The organism is Saccharopolyspora erythraea NRRL 2338 (genome assembly GCF_000062885.1).
Taxonomy (GTDB): Bacteria; Actinomycetota; Actinomycetes; order Mycobacteriales; family Pseudonocardiaceae; genus Saccharopolyspora_D; species Saccharopolyspora_D erythraea.
The window spans coordinates 7,865,871-7,880,853 of record NC_009142.1 but is presented as its reverse complement, the minus strand read 5'-3'; the positions used below and the strand labels follow the sequence as shown (position 1 = coordinate 7,880,853).

Here is a 14,983-nt window from a genome sequence, read left to right as displayed (position 1 = left end):
GTCCGCCCCACCGGAGCCGGCCCGGAGCTCAGCTCGCGTCGATCAGGTCGATCACGAAGACCAGGGTCTTGCCCGAAAGCCGGTGCCCGCCGCCTGCCGGGCCGTAGGCCAGCTCCGGCGGGACGGTGAGCTGGCGGCGTCCGCCGGCCTTCATGCCGGGGATGCCCTCCTGCCAGCCCTTGACGAGACGGCGCAGCGGGAACCTGACGGTTTCGCCGCGGTTCCACGACGAGTCGAACTCCTCGCCCGTCTCGTAGTCGACGCCGACGTAGTGGACCTCGACCACGCCGTCCGCGACCGCCTCGACGCCGTCGCCCTCCACCAGGTCCTTCACCACGAGCTCGGCGGGCGGGGGACCCGCCTGGAACTCGACCTCCGGCTTGTTCATCCGCTGCGTTCCTTCCTGGCCCTGCCAGACGATCGACAGGTTCCGCGTAGTGGCGTTCACCGTAACCGCGCACCCGCCGGTCACCGCGCTCACACCGCCTCGCGGCGCTTCCGCACCAGCACGACTCTGGTTGTTATTAAGCACCAGGCGATACACTTTGAAAACTCCGGTGCGGACCTGACTCCGCCCGGAAACCGCAGCCAGGGGGTGCGAATCGCCGCTGCGTCCGTGCGGACGCAGCGGCGATTCGTCATCCCGGCCCGGAAGGGGGAACCCACCCCCCCCGGGGGCTCCTCGTTCAGCCGGACTTGCGGCGGAAGGTGCGCTTCTGCCCCGCGCGGTTGTGAGCGGCGTCGGCCTTCGAACGGCGGTCCTGGTGCGCCTCGCCGGCCTTGGTGCGGCCGTTCTTGCGTTCCAGGGCCTCGCGCATCCGGCGCTTCAGGTCGTCAGGCCCGCTCGTCTGCTCGTCGTCAGGTCGGCTCGTCTGCTCCGGTACTTCTGCCATGCGAACCTCCTGGGGCGGCGGCATGCGACCGCGCTTGTCTACGACGTCGAACATGGCATGGCGGCGGCCGGCGGGCCACCGGTTTTCAGGACGTGACCTCGGTGCGCTGCTCTCGGGCGACGTGGGCCAGCAGGCGCATGGCGTCCTCGTCGGGCGAGCCCGGCGGGGCCTGGTAGACCACGATCCGCTGCGGCGCGCCGCTGACGTCGAGCGCCTCGTAGGCGAGGTCCATGCGGCCCACGGCGGGATGGTTGAACGACTTCACCCCGCCGGACTTGGGCTGCACGAGGTTTCGCCGCCACATCGCGTCGAACTCCTCGCTCCTGCTGGAGAGCTCCTCGACGAGGGCGGTGAGCTCCCGGTCGCACGGGTTGTCGCCGAAGGTCGAGCGCAGGTGCGCGACGGACTCCTGCGCGACCTGGCGCCACCGCACGAACAGGGTGCGCGCGCTGGGGTGCAGGAACAGGTAGCGCAGCGAGTTGCGGCGCTCGGGCTCCCACTGGTCGATCCCGACCAGCAGGGCCAGCCCCGACGGGTTCGCCGCGACCATGCGGTTGGCCCGGTTCAGCACGTATGCGGGCGACTCGCCGAGCTGTTCGAGCAGCCGCAGCACGGTGGGCCGCACCGGCTCCGGCTCGGGCGCGGACTTTCCGCGGTGCGGGTGCGCGGCGTGCCTGGCGAGGTTGTGCAGGTGCTGCCGCTCGGCCTGCGCCAGGCGCAAGCACGCGGGCCAGCGCCTCCAGCACCGAGTCGCTCGGGTGCCGTTCGCGCCCCTGTTCGAGCCGCGTGTAGTAGTCCATGCTGATCCCGGCCGCGGCCGCGACCTCCTCGCGGCGCAGTCCCGGGGTCCTGCGCACGCCACCACCGGCCGGAATGCCGAGTTCTTCCGGTTTGCGCCGGTCGCGGCACGCCTTCAGGAAGTTGCCGAGCTCGTTCTTGCTGCCCACACCACCGATGTTGGCACAGCCGCGCGCCCCGGGGCCCCGCTTCGCCTGGGTGCGTCACACCCAGGAAGCCCGCGTCCAGGAAGAACGCGACCTGCCCGGAACCCGCGGCGCCGCCCATGCTCGGTGAGGTACGGCCGACGGAAGGGACGAGATGAACGACAAGCAGGTGAGGCTGGGTGTCCGCGGCCCGGTGGTGGGCGCGCAGGGACTCGGCTGCATGGGCATGAGCGAGTTCTACGGGCCGACCGACCAGGACGAGGCGCGCCGCACGCTGGAGCACGCCCTGGAGCGGGGCGTGACCCTGTTCGACACCGCCGACATGTACGGCATGGGCGCCAACGAGGAGTTCCTGTCGCCGTTCGTGCGCGCGCACCGCGACGAGGTGACGCTGGCGACCAAGTTCGGCATCGTCCGCGACCCGGCCGACCCCGGCAGGCGGGAGATGCGCGGTGACGCCGAGTACGTGCGCAGCGCCGCGGAGGCGAGCCTGCGCAGGCTGGACGTCGAGGTGATCGACCTGTACTACATGCACCGCCGGGACCTTTCGGTGCCGATCGAGGAGACCGTCGGTGCGATGGCCGAGCTGGTCCAGGCGGGCAAGGTGCGCCACCTGGGACTGTCGGAGGTGACCGCGGGCGAGCTGCGGGCGGCGTCGGCGGTGCACCCGATCGCGGCGGTGCAGAGCGAGTGGTCGGTGTTCAACCGCGACGTCGAGAACGCGGTGGTGCCCGCGGCGGCGGAGCTGGGTGTCGGCTTCGTGCCGTACTCGCCGCTGGGGCGCGGGTTCCTGACCGGTGCGTTCAGCGACGCCGCGAAGCTCGGGGACGGCGACGTGCGCGAGGTCTTCCCGCAGTACACCGGGGACAACGCCGGTCACAACGTCACGCTGCTGGAGCCGATCCGCCGGATCGCGGAGCGGCACGGCGTGACCATGGCGCAGGTGGCGCTGGGCTGGGTCCACGCGCGGGGCCGGGTCCACGGCCTCGGTGTCGTCCCGATCCCGGGCACCCGGCGCCGGGCGCGGCTCGACGAGAACGTGGCGGCGCTCGGCCTCGATCTGTCCACTGAGGACCTGGCGGAGCTGGAGCCGATCGCGGAGCAGGTGCACGGCACCCGCTACGCCGACATCAGCTTCGTCTCGGCCGGACGGGAGTGACCCGCTGGCCTGCGGGGGACCCGCCACACCCCCGCAGGTCCGACCGGGTCCGTCCACTGAGGTGTCAGTCGTGGTCGGTGGACTCCGAAACCTTGCGCCACGCTTCCAATTCGGTGCGCACGTGGTCGAGTTTGGCCTCCACCTTGGCGACCGCGTCCGGCCCGAGCTGGAGGCGTACGGGCGGCCGCGGGCAGTGGGCGAGGTCGGCGATCGCCGCGGCGGCCTTGGCGGGGTCGCCTGCCTGCCTACCGTGGTTCTGCCCGATCGCTTGTCGGCGGGCGCCGGCGGTCGCGCGGTAGTCGTCGATGACGTGCCGCGCCTGCCGGATGCTGGTGCCTGCGAGGAAATCGGTGCGGAACGCGCCCGGTTCCACGACCGTGACGGCGATTCCGAGCGGTTCGAGCTCGGCGCGCAGCGCTTCGGAAACGCCCTCCACGGCGAACTTCGTCGCCGCGTAGGCGCCGGAGCCGGCCTGGGTCGTGAAGCCGCCGATGGAGCCGATGTTGACGACGCGGCCCGACCGCCGCTCCCGCATGCCGCGCACGACGGCGCGGGTCACCGCGAGCAGGCCGAACACGTTGGTGTCGAACAGCGTCCGCACCTCGGTGTCGGAGACCTCCTCGACGGCGCCGAACAATCCGTAGCCGGCGTTGTTCACCAGGACGTCGACACGGCCGAAGGCCGCGGTGGCTGCTTCGACGGCCTGCTCGACCTGCGCGTGGTCGGTGACGTCGAGGGCGAGCTTGGCCAACACCTCCTGGTCGGGCAGCGGGATGGTGCGCGGGTCCCGCGAGGTCGCGGCGACCTGGTCGCCGCGTTCGAGCGCGGCCCGCGCGATTTCCAGACCCAGGCCGCGGGAAGCACCGGTGATGAACCAGACGGACATGAGGACCTTCCTGCGATGGTTGCGATCACCTCAGGCTAGGAAGAACCGCGCTGTTCAGGATGGGTGCGTCATACCCAGGAACCGCAGAGCCCGTGTTCGAACCCACCTCGCGTGGCGGACCCCAATACGCCTCTGGCTCCGGTGGCTGCGTCGCGTCGAAGATCATCGGCGCGCTTCGCACACCGAGGGCAGGGCGCGTCCGACGGCGGTGCCGTGCAGGGCGTCGAGCCGCATCTCGTGGCCGACGGTCAGGTACGCCCCGGTGAGCCGGGGGCCGCAGGACGGGTGCTCGCGCAGCGGGGCGGAGTCGCGGATGTGCTCCAGCAGCTCGTTGTTCAGGCGGTCGATGACCGGCCGGATCTCGCCGAGGTCGGGCCGCTCGGTGGGCCGCGCGGCGGGGTTGGCCGCCCAGTACGCGTGCAGCCCGTGCTGCACGAGCTTGTTCGCCTCGATCTGGTCGCGGAAGATCCGCTCGACCACCTCGGGGTCGATGCCCATCCCGGTGGCCTTGGCCGACATCGCGTCGAGCACCTGCTGCTCGCGGGCGGGGTCGTCGATGGGCTGGTCGGTCCCCCACTTGGCGGCGGCGACCTGGTCGGCGGTGGCGACCCGTTGCGCGGCGGTCTCCACCAGCGGGACCAGGGAGGCGTCGGTGGCCGGTGACGCCGCCGCCGTCCCGCCGGTGAGAGCGGCGACGGCGGCGGCGGTGAGCAGGAGTGAGCGGATTCGCACGGCGTGACCTCTCGTGGCGAGAACGGTGTCGCCGCTGACGTTAGCGGCGGCCCCGCCCTCCACACACCTGCGGAGGAACGGAATCCGCCCGCTTCACCGCAGTTCCGGTGCCTCCCCGAGGAAGACGTCGAGCACGCCGTCCCCGACCCGCACCGGGCCCTGCGGTCGCGTCTCACCCGGAACGGTGTGGATCTCCCCGGCCCGGCGCTGGAGCTCCGCGGCTTCGGCGAACTTCGCACGGGCGTCCTGCTCGTTCCCGTCGATCCGGGCCTTCAGCCCGTCCGCGGTGAGCACCAGCGCGTCGCCGAGCAGGTCGGTCGCGTCCAGCCAGGGCGCGGCGTCGGACGCGAAAGCCTCGTCGGCCACGCCCGCCCTGATCCGCTCCGGCGCGTTGGCGATCAGCGCCGCGTAGGGCCGCAGCGCGACCAGCGCCCCGGCCTTGTCGCCCGACTCCCACGCGGCCCGGAACTCCGCCAGCCGCCGCGCGAGCTCCGGCGCCTGCGGTTGCCACGCGACTCCGTCGCCGGTCGGGGCCAGGTGCTCCAGGTCGAAGAACGCCAGCAACGCCTCCGCCGTCCGGCCGTCGCCTCCGGCGAGGTACCGAGCGGACTCGCGCCAGGCGCGCAGCGGGTCGTAGGCGGTGTCGTTCCAGGTGAAGTCGGCGGCGCCGAACTCGGCGACCTTGCTCGCCGAAGCCTGGTTCATCGGGTTGAGCACGATCCCGGAGAGCTGGCCGTGCAGGCCGGGCTCGCGCTCGGCGTACGGGGCGAGCAGCAACCTGCCCTCGGTGGCGTCGAAGTCGTTGACCGGGTAGTTGTCCCAGACGAAGACCTTGCGGCCCCACACCCGCGCGGCCTGCTGCGCCTGCTCCACGGTGATCTCGACCGGGATCACCCCGACGCCGGTCCACATCATCTCGACGCGCTTGTCGAGCTGCTCGCGGATGGTGCGCTTGTACGGGCTGTCCTCGGTGTCGGAGTACTCCGTGGGCACCGTCTGCAACGGCCTGGCGCCCTCGTGGCTGTCGATGAACTCCTTCTGCAGCCGGTTCAACAGGTCCACTTGGGCCTGTCCCGCGCTCTGCTGCGACGGCGCCCCGTACTTCTGCTCATCGCCCGCGCAGTTCCACTTCGTGTAGTCGATGTCGTCCAGCGGCAGGGAGAACGCGCGCACGCCGAGGTCGTACATCGCCTGGAGCTTGGCGGTGAGCGCCTTCCAGTCGTCCTCGCTGCTGTAGCAGATGGACAGTCCCGGGGAGAGCGCGAAGGTGAACCGGACGTGGCCGCGCGAGCCCTGGTCGACCAGCTCGTCCAGCTCGGCGAGCTTGTCGGGCGGGTACGGGTCGCGCCACTTCTCGCGGTGGTACGGGTCGTCCTTCGGGGCGTAGACGTAGGTGTTGAGCTTCAGGTCGCTGTAGAACGCGAGCTGGTCCAGCCGTTCCTGATGGGTCCAGGGACTGCCGTAGAAGCCTTCGATCGCGCCCCGCAGCGGCATCAGCGGGTGGTCGACGACGGCGGTGCCCGCGACGGAGCCGGGGCGCGCCAGCCGGCTCAGCGTCTTCGCCGCGTAGAAGACGCCGTCGCCGTCCACGCCGCCGAGCACGACGGTGCGTCCGGTGGCAGCCAGGGCGTAGCCCTCGGCGGGCAGGTCCGGCGGCACCTCGACACCGGCGTCGCGCAGGCCCCTGGCGACGTCGTCGGTGGTCAGCGCGCCGACCCGGACGGTGAGCCCGCCCGGTGCGGGACCGCCCGCCTCGACCACGTCGACCTGTTGCGCGCCCGCGGCCCGGAAGGTCCCGGCCAGCAGGTCGCGCGTCGGCTGGTCGACCTCGCGGTCCACCACGACGGTGACGCGGCCGGGCACCGCGACATCGGCGCCGAGCGGCCGGATCTGCTGCGGCTGCGGCGTCACCTGCGGTACCCGGTCCGGTGCCGCCTGCACCGGGGGCGGCGCCGGTGCGGCGGCCGATGCCGCTCCGGTCGCGGTCGCCGCCGCGAGCAGCACGGCTCCGGCGAGGCTGAGAACGCGGGTGTGCGCTCTGGTCACTGCTCCTCCTCTGCGCATCAGGCGTCGCCCGCCCACACGCGGTACGCCACGGCTCCGTGCGACGGGACCGACGCGCCCAACTCGCCGTCGTTCTGGCTCTCATCACCGGTCCACAGGTCGCGCACCCGGTACCGGTCGGCGCCGGGCAGGCCGACCTCCTCGGTGGTGGCGCTGATCCGCCGCTCCTGGCCGTCCCGGTTGAAAAGCACGACCGCGACCGAACCGTCCGACACGGGCTTGGCCCACACCTCGGTCTCGCCGTCGTCGCGAACCCGGTACCCCTGCTTGCCGCCCCAGTCCTGGTTGATCGCGATGAGCTCGGGGTTGAGCAGGATCCGCGCGGTGGGCTCGTCCATCGACCGGAGGTCGTTGCCCGCCAGCAGCGGGGCGTTCAGCAGCGCCCACAGCGAGAAGTGGGCGCGGTACTCGGTGTCGGTCATGCCGCCGTTGCCGACCTCCAGCATGTCCGGGTCGTTCCAGCCGCCGGGCCCGGAGTGCTGCTCGATGCCGACCTGCTGGTCCAGCAGGCTCGTCATGCTGGACCACGAGTCGCTGATGTCACCGGTCGTGCGCCACAGGTGCCCGCCGACGTCGCGGCCCCGGTTCCACGGGTCGTTCTCGCCCCACTCGCAGATGCTGTAGACGATCCGGCGGCCGGTCGCGCGCAGCGCCTCGCTCATCTCGGAGTAGCGCTCGACCGCGGGTCGGCCCTCGTTGTTGCAGTTGTCGTACTTGAGGTAGTCCACGCCCCACTCGGCGAACGACCGCGCGTCGATCTCTTCGTGGTCGAGGCTGGCGGGCAGGCCCTGGCACGTCTTGGTGCCCGCCGACGAGTAGATGCCGAGCTTCAGCCCCTTGGCGTGCACGTGGTCGGCGAGGGCCTTGATGCCGGAGGGGAAGCGGTGCGGGTCGGCCTGCAACCGCCCCTCGGCGTCGCGTTCCGGGGCCATCCAGCAGTCGTCGATGTTGACGTAGGTGTAGCCGGCGTCCTTCATGCCGGACGCGACCATCGCGTCGGCGGTCTCGGTGATCAGCCGCTCGTCGATGTCGCAGGCGAACTTGTTCCAGCTGTTCCAGCCCATCGGGGGCGTGGGCGCCGGGTCCTCGGGCGCCGAGGTCGCACCGGCGGTCGCGGAGGTGGTGAGCAGGAGTGCCGTCGCGAGCAGTGTTCCGGCCAGCAGTGTCCGTTGGTGCACAGAATCACCCCGTTTCGAACGCGAATCAACACCTTGGCTCATTGGCCCAGACCTGTACACCTCCGGATGGGGCACTGCGGCGACTGACGAAAGTCAATGCGGGTGATGCCGAAAGAGCGCGGTGCCCACCTGCGCCTGATCCATAGCGTCAACCGGGTGTTCACAGAGAGTTCGCATCCGCACCCGGCGGTCAACGAGATCGAGGACGTGCCGGACGTCAGCGCGCACTGGTACCGCGCCGTCACCGACCTGGCCGCCGACGCGCCGGGGTGGCTCCGCGCGCCGGCCCCCGTCGCCACAGAGGCGATCATCCTCATATTCCTCGGCCTGTTCGTCCTGACGTGGTGGCGGGCCAGAGCCGGCGGCGACCGGCAGCTGACCGCGGCGCTGCTGGCGCCGGTCGCGACCGCGGTGGCCTACCTCGGCAGCGAGCTGCTCAAGACGTGGTGGCAGCAGGAACGCCCGTGCCGCGCGGTGCGCGACATCGCGGCGACGCTCGCCGAGTGCCCGGAGCCCGGCGACTGGTCGCTGCCGAGCAACCACTCCGCCATCGCGGCCGCTTCGGCCGTGGCGCTGGCCTTCGCGTGGCGGCGGCTCGCGGTGGCCGCGGTCCTCCTCGCGCTGCTGGAGGGCTTCTCGCGGGTGTACGTCGGGGCGCACTACCCGCACGACGTGATCGCGGGCTTCCTGCTCGGCGCACTGGTCGCGACGGCGGTGATGCCGCTGACCGGGCCGCTGACGCCCACGACGCACCGCATCCGCTCGCACCGCGCGTTCCGCACCGCCCTGGACTCGCGGCAGGCGGCCGCGTCGCGCTGACGCGCCGGTCAGCGGTCCTCGTCGACGAGCCCGGCCTCGTAGGCGAGGATCGCTGCCTGCACGCGGTTTCGGAAGCCGAGGTGGTTGAGGATCGCGCTCACGTAGGCCTTCACCGTGCCCTCCACGACGTGGACGCGCCGCGCGATCTCGGCGTTGGAGAGGCCGGCACCGACCAGTGCGAGCACTTGCCGCTCCCGCTCGCTGAGCCCTTCGATCCGGTTGCGCGCGGCGACCTCGCGGGACAGCCGCGGGCCGCCGAGGTCGCGGATCACCCTGCGGGCGACCGGCGGCGACAGGTACGCCCCGCCGTCGGCCGCGGCCCGCACGCCGAGCACCAGCTCGCGCGGGTCTCCGGTCTTGAGCAGGAATCCGCTCGCCCCGCCGTGCAGGGCGCGGGTGATGTAGTCGTCCTCGTCGAAGGTGGTCATGATCAGCACGGCGGTGCCGGTGCCGCGCAGCTGCTCGGTGGCGGCCAGGCCGTCCAGCACCGGCATCCGGATGTCGAGCACCGCGACGTCCGGCCGGTGCCTGTGCACCAGGTCCACGGCCGCCCGGCCGTCGGCGGCCTCGGCGACGACCTCGATCTCCGGGTCCGACGACAGGATCGCCCGCACGCCCGCGCGGATCACCGCCTCGTCGTCGGCCAGCACGACCCGCACCATCGAATCCCCTACCTCCCGGCGATGAAGTCCTTGCCGACCAGCACGTCCGCCCGGAAGCACAGCCGGTACAGCTCGAGCCGCCGCTCGTCGAAAGGATTGTGGTGGGTGCTGTAGTACAGGCACTCCGCACCCGGTGGTCTGGGCGGGTCCCTCCGCGGTGGATCGTCGATGCGGGTGCGCGACGGCAGGTACGGCTCGACGTCGGCCCACGACTGCCCCGGCCGGAGCCGCTGGTAGTCGGCCGGGGACAACACCGACGTCACCGCGTCGTAGACCGCGATGGCGCCGGACACGGTCGCCAGCCCGACCACGCAGCCGGTGGCGACGGCGATCGCGACGGTGCGGCTGCTGCGCACCTTCCGCTGCGCCGCGGCCAGCCGGGCGGCGGATTCGGAGCCCTCGGGCGCGGGCGCGATCTGCTGCGCCTCCTGCGGAATCCGGGCGTGCACGGTGAATTCGCCGCCCCGTTCGCCCGCGTGGAACTCGCCGCCCGCCAGACGCACCCGTTCGGCCAGCGCGACCAGCCCGTACCCGCCGCCACCGCCGCCCTCGCCAGTGGCGGGGTTCGCGACGAGAACGCGGGTTTCGCCGGGCTCGTGCTCGACGCGCACCGACACCTCGGCGCCGGGCGCGTGCTTGGCGGCGTTGGTCAGCGCCTCCTGCGCGACCCGGCACACCGCGCGCTGCCGCATCGACGTCGTGTCCGCCGGTTCCCCGGACTCCGCCAGATGGATCCGCATGCCGGAGGTCTCGGCGCGTTCCACCAGCTCCCGCACGCTCCCGCCCGGGGTGAGCGGCGGCGGCTCCTCGCGCAGCATCTCGACGACCTCGCGCAGGCGCTGCGCCGCCGAGGTCACCGCGGCCCTGGCCTCGCCCGCGACCTCCCGGTGCCGGGAGTCGAGGTCCGGTGCGACCTCCAGTCCGCCGATCCGCAGCGCGACCAGGCTCAGCTCGTGGCCGAGCAGGTCGTGCATGTCGCCCGCGATGCGGGTGCGCTCGCGCAGCCGCGCCTGCTCGGCGATGATCCGCTGCTCGCGTTCGAGCTGCTCGGCGCGTTCCCAGCCCGCCCACACCAGGTCCCGGTACTGGCGGCGGTGACGGCCCACCAGCCACGGGACCGTGCCGAGGAACGCGATGCCGATGACGGCGACGAGCACCGCGCCGTCGTCCCGCGTCGCGGCCGCCACCAGCGCCGACACCCCGGCGGTGGTCCAGGCGAACCCCGCGACCGCCTGGTGCGCCTCGGAAACCCGCACCCCGGCGGAGTAGCTCGTCGCCACCGCGAGCGGCAGCATCGCCACCAGCCCCACCTCGGTCGGCGCGGACCGCGCCACGGTGGCCAGCGCCCACGCCGCCAACGCCACGAACACCGCCCACGACGGGCGCCGCCTGCGCAGGGCGAGGGCACCGGCGACGACGGCGAGCCCGATGACGCACTCCCACCAGGCGAACCGGCCCTGGTGCGAGGTGGCGACCGCCCACCACACCGGAAGCCCGAGCACCGCCCACAGCAGCGCATCCCGGACCTTCGGCGAACGCAGAACTCCCACCCGGCCGAACCTAGCCGAGTTCCGGGCACGCACGGCGGCTCAGCGGCGGTTGCGCAACCGCTCGTGGAGCAGCGCCGTCACCAGATCCGGCCGCTCCCGGTGCGCGTCGTGGCCGGTCGGCGTCTCGACCACCTCCACCGCGGGGTTGGCCTCGGCCGCGGCGGCCAACTGCTCGCGTGTCCACCGCTCGAACGCCCGCCAGACATCGCGGTTCGCGGCGGGCAGGATTTCCGCCGCGGAACCGGTCGACCTGGTGACCACGAGCGGACACCGCACGCGGCGGTAGACCGCGAAGAGATCGAGGCCGTCCACCCGCGCGCATGATCGAGCGCTGGTGATCGGTGGGCTCCGCCGACATCGCTGAGATCACCTCCCGCAGTGCGGTGTGCTCCTGCTCGGCACGCTCCAACCCCGCGTAGTGCTCGGGTCGGCTCGGATTGCAGTGTGCACGTGACCGACCACGGCGGTCGCGGTCGAGCGGTCGTGCTGCTGCACGGAGGCGGGCACTCCGGTTCCCACTGGGACGAGCTCGCCTCCCGGCTGCGGGCCCTCGGCCACCGACCCGTCGCACTGCACCTGCGCCGGGCATCGGTCCATTGTGAACAGTCCGCTCGATGGTCGTCACCTGGCCAGCCAACCAGCGGCACCATTCACTCGTTTTCGCGCCGGCTCACGCCATGTGCGCCGCGACGAAGTCGCGGAACGAGCGCGGTGGACGTCCCGTGAGGTCTTCGACGGCCGATGTCGTGCGGTCCTCCGTGCCCGCCCGGATTTCGGCGTCGATGGCGGCCAGTGCCCGCGCGAACGGTTGCGGCATGACCTCGCCGAAGATCCGGGCGCGCTCGGCCACGCTGACCTCGGTGTGGCGGACCGGACGGCCGGTGACCTCGGTGATGACCGCCGCGGCGTCGGCGTAGCTCAGGGACTCCGGCCCGGTCAGGACGTGCTCGGGCGCCGGGTCCGGGCCGGTGAGCACCTCGGCGGCCACCGCCGCGATGTCCTCGGCGTCGATCCAGCCGAGCCTGCCCGGGCCGCTCGCGCTGACGATCTCGCCGCGTTCGCGGATGCCGGTCGCCACCGGGTGCGCACCCAGGAAGTTCTGCATGAACCCCGACGGCCGCAGGATCGACGACTCCGGCATCCGCTGGACCGCCCGCTCCAGCTCGACGATGCCCGGGGCGCCGGGCAGCACCGCCAGCGACCCGAGCAGCACCACCCGGCGAACCCCGGAAGCAGCCGCCAGGAACGGCTCGACCAGCGGCATCGGTTCGAGCGTGGCCGGCGGCGGCACCAGGTAGGCGACCTCGACGCCTTCGAGCGCAGGGCCGTGCGTGGCCGGATCCGCCCAGTCGAACCGCACGTGGTCGGCGGCGTTCCCCGGATTCCTGCTCGCGACCCTGATGTCCGCGCCCCGCGCGCGCAGCGCCGCCGCCAGCGGGCGGCCGGTGTTGCCGGTCCCACCTGTGATCAGGATGCGCACGACGGCTCCTCCCTCAGTGCCGACACCAGCGCGGGCAGCTCGCCTGCGGCCCGCGCGGCCATCACGGGGCTCCAGTAGTCGCGGTATTCGGTGATCAGCCCGTTCCGCACGGTGATCACGGCGATGTAGCGCATCTCGTACGCGCCGCCGGTGCTGACGGTGCGGCCGTGCGCGGTGAACTCCGCGGTGATCGTGTCCGGATCGAGCGTGCGGTGCACCTCCACGGCGGGGAACTCGCGGATGTCCATGCGGTCCGGGTAGTCGCGCAGGTACTCCCACAACGCCTCCCTGCCGTCCAGCCGCGTCGGCGAACCCGCGTCGGCGAACGGGAACTCCAGCACGCAGTCGGCGGCGAACAGCTCCGTGAAGGCACGCATGTCCTTGTCCAGCAGCAGTCGCAGCGCTTCGTCGAAAATCTTCGTCGGCAAGCCGAACCTCCTCATGTCCGCTGCCAGCTTCGTCGCGTCGCCGGCCCGCGGGAACGGCTGTCCAAGCCCCGGACCGCCGGTCCGTGGATGACCGGTGCGGGCGGTGGCAGGCTGGGGCCGTGGACAGGCACGAGCTCGCGCAGTTCCTGCGCAACCGCCGCGAGTCGCTGCGGCCCGCCGAGGTCGGGCTGCCAGCGGGGACCGGCCGCCGCCGCACCCCGGGACTCCGGCGGGAGGAGGTCGCCTGGCGGGCCGGGGTGTCGGCGAACTACTACGAACGCCTGGAGCAGGCCCGCGCGCCGCGGCCGTCTCCGCAGGTCGTGGCCGCGCTGGCGCGGGCGCTGCGGCTCGGCGACGACGAGAGCGCGCACCTCGCGCGGCTGGCGGGCCAGACCCCGCCGTCGCGCGAGCGGCCCGCCGCCGAGGTGCCCGAAGGCGTCCGCATGCTGCTGGACCGGGTCGGCGCGGTCCCGGCCTACGTGCTCAACGCCAGGCACGACGTGCTCGCCTGGAACGCGATGGCCGCCGAGCTGATCACCGACTTCGCCGCGCTGCCGGCGGCCGAGCAGAACCTGCTGCGACTGTCGGTCCGCTTCGGTGAGCAGTGGTGCCGGGGCAGCGGGGACGGCTTCCTGCGGCAGGCCGCTGCGGACCTGAGGCAGGCCGCGGTGCGCTATCCGTCCGACACCGGGATCGCCGAACTGGTCAGGGACTGTTCGGCGGTTAGTGCGGAGTTCGCGGCGAGCTGGCACGCGCACGACGTGCGTGGGCCGCAAACGCTGCGCAAGCGCATCAACCACCCGGAACTGGGCGCGCTGGACCTGGACTGCCAGACGCTGCACGTCCCGGGCACCGACCAGCGCCTGGTGACCTTCAGCGCCGAACCCGGCAGCGTCGACCACGACAAATTGCTGCGCCTGCAACTGCGCGCGCTGCGGAACACGTGAGCGGTGGCGCCGGGCAGGCGCCACCGCTCACACCCCCGGTCGGTCAGGCGCGCGCTCGGCGTTGCGGTGCCCGGTAGGCCCAGTTCCAGACCAGCTCCAGCGGCCCGCGCTCGAAGCGCCGCAGCCAGAGCGAGGACAGCACCATGAACGACAGGCAGATGCCCGCCCAGGCCCCGATCACCCACCACGGCCGCGCCGCGTCGAGCTCGGCCGCGAGCCCGAATCCCCAGCCGTAGCACAGGATCGCGGCGACCAGGTTCTGGAAGACGTAGCAGGACAGCGCGGTGCGGCCCACCGAGGTCAGGCCCCGGCGCAGCACACCGGGCGCCGGCCGCATCGCGTACACCGCGGAGGTGACGAGTCCGAGCAGGCCCAGCGCCACGACCGGCGGCAGGATGTAGCGGTCCACCATGAACCACTGCTCCCCGCCGAACGCCGTCAGCAGGTTCAGCGGTGCGCCGACGCCGAACCCGATGGCCATCAGCCTGGCGCGCAGCCGCCTGCCCCGCTGGTCGTCACCGAACACGCCCGCTCGCATCAGCCGCGCGCCGAGCAGGAACAGCACGGTGGACATCGGGATGATGAAGATCGCCTCCAGCCGGTAGGCGAACAGCCCGTCCAGCCGCGCGGCGACCTGCTCCGGCCAGCTCCCGCTGGCGAGAAGCGTGCTGTTGCCGCCGGAGTCCAGCGACACGACGCCGGCCATGAGGCCGAGGGTGACCCAGCTGATGAACGCGACGTGGATCGAGCCCATCACGATCATCCACCAGCGGACCGCGCGGTCGCTGCGGCCGATCAGGTAGGCGACCAGCATCGACGTCACGGCGTAGCTCATCAGCACGTCGAACTCGAAGATCAGCACGAAGTGCAGCAGGCCCTCGATGAACAGCAGCGCCGCGCGCCACAGGTACCAGCCGGGCCAGCGGTGCCCGCGCCGCCGCGCCGACCGGTACTGCAGCTCCAGGCCGACGCCGAACATCAGCGTGAGCAGCGCCAGGAACTTGCCGTTGGCGAGGTAGCGCAGGAACGCCTCCACGTTGGCGGTGAAGGTGCCGGTGTCGGCGGAGGACAGCATCCCGGCCGGGCCCTGCGGGTCGGTGAAGATCCAGATGTTGGTGCCGAGCGTGCCCATGATGGCCACGCCGCGCACGACGTCGAGAGCGCTTATGCGCCCGCCGGACGTGCTCCGCGTCGTCGGTTGGGCGTATGCGGTGGTCATGGATTCCCCAGTGGTAGTTGTG

The 14,983-nt window shown here is 72.4% G+C and carries 16 protein-coding genes and 1 pseudogene; 3 read left to right on the top strand and 14 right to left on the bottom strand.

Annotated features, from left to right (window positions below; translation table 11 throughout):
* Positions 1-28: 28 nt before the first annotated feature.
* From SACE_RS34130 to SACE_RS39635, 4 genes and pseudogenes are all read right to left on the bottom strand, one after another.
* Positions 29-388 (bottom strand): FKBP-type peptidyl-prolyl cis-trans isomerase, encoded by a 360-nt coding sequence (locus tag SACE_RS34130; protein ID WP_009946080.1) that lies wholly within the window; start codon positions 386-388, stop codon positions 29-31.
* Between the two features lie 298 nt (positions 389-686).
* On the bottom strand, positions 687-893 hold the full coding sequence (locus SACE_RS34125; RefSeq protein ID WP_011875244.1) for a DUF5302 domain-containing protein: 207 nt from the start codon (positions 891-893) through the stop codon (positions 687-689).
* A gap of 85 nt (positions 894-978) precedes the next feature.
* Positions 979-1,614, bottom strand: a complete 636-nt coding sequence (locus tag SACE_RS34120; RefSeq protein WP_011875243.1) for an MmyB family transcriptional regulator — start codon at positions 1,612-1,614, stop codon at positions 979-981.
* A 55-nt stretch (positions 1,615-1,669) separates the two neighbouring features.
* Positions 1,670-1,840 (bottom strand): annotated as a pseudogene (locus tag SACE_RS39635) (helix-turn-helix domain-containing protein); the annotation flags it as partial.
* A 151-nt stretch (positions 1,841-1,991) separates the two neighbouring features.
* On the opposite strand from SACE_RS39635, the gene SACE_RS34115 reads away from it, so the two are divergent.
* Positions 1,992-2,996, top strand: a complete 1,005-nt coding sequence (locus SACE_RS34115; protein ID WP_009946084.1) for an aldo/keto reductase — start codon at positions 1,992-1,994, stop codon at positions 2,994-2,996.
* 64 nt (positions 2,997-3,060) lie between these two features.
* On the opposite strand, the gene SACE_RS34110 is transcribed toward SACE_RS34115, so the two are convergent.
* From SACE_RS34110 to SACE_RS34095, 4 genes are all read right to left on the bottom strand, one after another.
* On the bottom strand, positions 3,061-3,882 hold the full coding sequence (locus SACE_RS34110; RefSeq protein WP_009946085.1) for an oxidoreductase: 822 nt from the start codon (positions 3,880-3,882) through the stop codon (positions 3,061-3,063).
* A gap of 162 nt (positions 3,883-4,044) precedes the next feature.
* Positions 4,045-4,614, bottom strand: a complete 570-nt coding sequence (locus tag SACE_RS34105) for a chorismate mutase (RefSeq protein ID WP_009946086.1) — start codon at positions 4,612-4,614, stop codon at positions 4,045-4,047.
* Positions 4,615-4,707: 93 nt separating this feature from the next.
* Positions 4,708-6,660, bottom strand: coding sequence for a glycoside hydrolase family 84 protein (locus tag SACE_RS34100; protein WP_009946087.1), 1,953 nt, complete (start codon positions 6,658-6,660; stop codon positions 4,708-4,710).
* A 17-nt stretch (positions 6,661-6,677) separates the two neighbouring features.
* Complete coding sequence (locus SACE_RS34095) at positions 6,678-7,856, bottom strand: glycoside hydrolase family 27 protein (RefSeq protein ID WP_009946089.1); 1,179 nt, start codon at positions 7,854-7,856, stop codon at positions 6,678-6,680.
* A 156-nt stretch (positions 7,857-8,012) separates the two neighbouring features.
* Here SACE_RS34095 and SACE_RS34090 point away from each other — a divergent pair, with 156 nt between their 5' ends.
* On the top strand, positions 8,013-8,675 hold the full coding sequence (locus SACE_RS34090; RefSeq protein ID WP_011875242.1) for a phosphatase PAP2 family protein: 663 nt from the start codon (positions 8,013-8,015) through the stop codon (positions 8,673-8,675).
* Positions 8,676-8,683: 8 nt separating this feature from the next.
* Here the strand turns inward: SACE_RS34090 and SACE_RS34085 are convergent, their stop codons facing one another.
* The 5 genes from SACE_RS34085 to SACE_RS34065 form a co-directional block, all read right to left on the bottom strand.
* Entirely contained in the window at positions 8,684-9,337 is a 654-nt protein-coding gene (locus SACE_RS34085; protein WP_009946092.1) for a response regulator, read from the bottom strand.
* A gap of 8 nt (positions 9,338-9,345) precedes the next feature.
* Positions 9,346-10,887 (bottom strand): sensor histidine kinase, encoded by a 1,542-nt coding sequence (locus SACE_RS34080; protein WP_009946094.1) that lies wholly within the window; start codon positions 10,885-10,887, stop codon positions 9,346-9,348.
* Positions 10,888-10,926: 39 nt separating this feature from the next.
* Positions 10,927-11,199 (bottom strand): hypothetical protein, encoded by a 273-nt coding sequence (locus SACE_RS34075; protein WP_009946095.1) that lies wholly within the window; start codon positions 11,197-11,199, stop codon positions 10,927-10,929.
* Between the two features lie 358 nt (positions 11,200-11,557).
* Positions 11,558-12,367 carry an NmrA family NAD(P)-binding protein gene (locus tag SACE_RS34070; protein WP_009946096.1) on the bottom strand — a complete coding sequence of 270 codons (810 nt, stop codon included), beginning with the start codon at positions 12,365-12,367 and terminating at the stop codon, positions 11,558-11,560.
* Positions 12,355-12,795, bottom strand: a complete 441-nt coding sequence (locus SACE_RS34065) for a nuclear transport factor 2 family protein (RefSeq protein ID WP_009946097.1) — start codon at positions 12,793-12,795, stop codon at positions 12,355-12,357. Before SACE_RS34065 ends, SACE_RS34070 begins: the two co-directional genes overlap by 13 nt.
* A gap of 119 nt (positions 12,796-12,914) precedes the next feature.
* On the opposite strand from SACE_RS34065, the gene SACE_RS34060 reads away from it, so the two are divergent.
* A complete protein-coding gene (locus SACE_RS34060) occupies positions 12,915-13,742 on the top strand; it encodes a helix-turn-helix transcriptional regulator (RefSeq protein ID WP_009946098.1) in 828 nt (275 codons plus the stop codon).
* A gap of 43 nt (positions 13,743-13,785) precedes the next feature.
* On the opposite strand, the gene SACE_RS34055 is transcribed toward SACE_RS34060, so the two are convergent.
* Positions 13,786-14,961: a DUF418 domain-containing protein gene (locus SACE_RS34055; RefSeq protein WP_037303225.1), complete on the bottom strand. Its 1,176-nt coding sequence runs from the start codon at positions 14,959-14,961 to the stop codon at positions 13,786-13,788.
* Positions 14,962-14,983: the final 22 nt, after the last annotated feature.

What these genes read in the sequence shown, in the direction of transcription:
- SACE_RS34110 (WP_009946085.1), bottom strand. Translation starts at nt 3,882, where the DNA reads ATGTCCGTCTGGTTCATCACCGGTGCTTCCCGCGGCCTGGGTCTGGAA.
- SACE_RS34130 (WP_009946080.1), bottom strand. Translation starts at nt 388, where the DNA reads ATGAACAAGCCGGAGGTCGAGTTCCAGGCGGGTCCCCCGCCCGCCGAG.
- SACE_RS34085 (WP_009946092.1), bottom strand. Translation starts at nt 9,337, where the DNA reads ATGGTGCGGGTCGTGCTGGCCGACGACGAGGCGGTGATCCGCGCGGGC.
- SACE_RS34125 (WP_011875244.1), bottom strand. Translation starts at nt 893, where the DNA reads ATGGCAGAAGTACCGGAGCAGACGAGCCGACCTGACGACGAGCAGACG.
- SACE_RS34115 (WP_009946084.1), top strand. Translation starts at nt 1,992, where the DNA reads ATGAACGACAAGCAGGTGAGGCTGGGTGTCCGCGGCCCGGTGGTGGGC.
- SACE_RS34055 (WP_037303225.1), bottom strand. Translation starts at nt 14,961, where the DNA reads ATGACCACCGCATACGCCCAACCGACGACGCGGAGCACGTCCGGCGGG.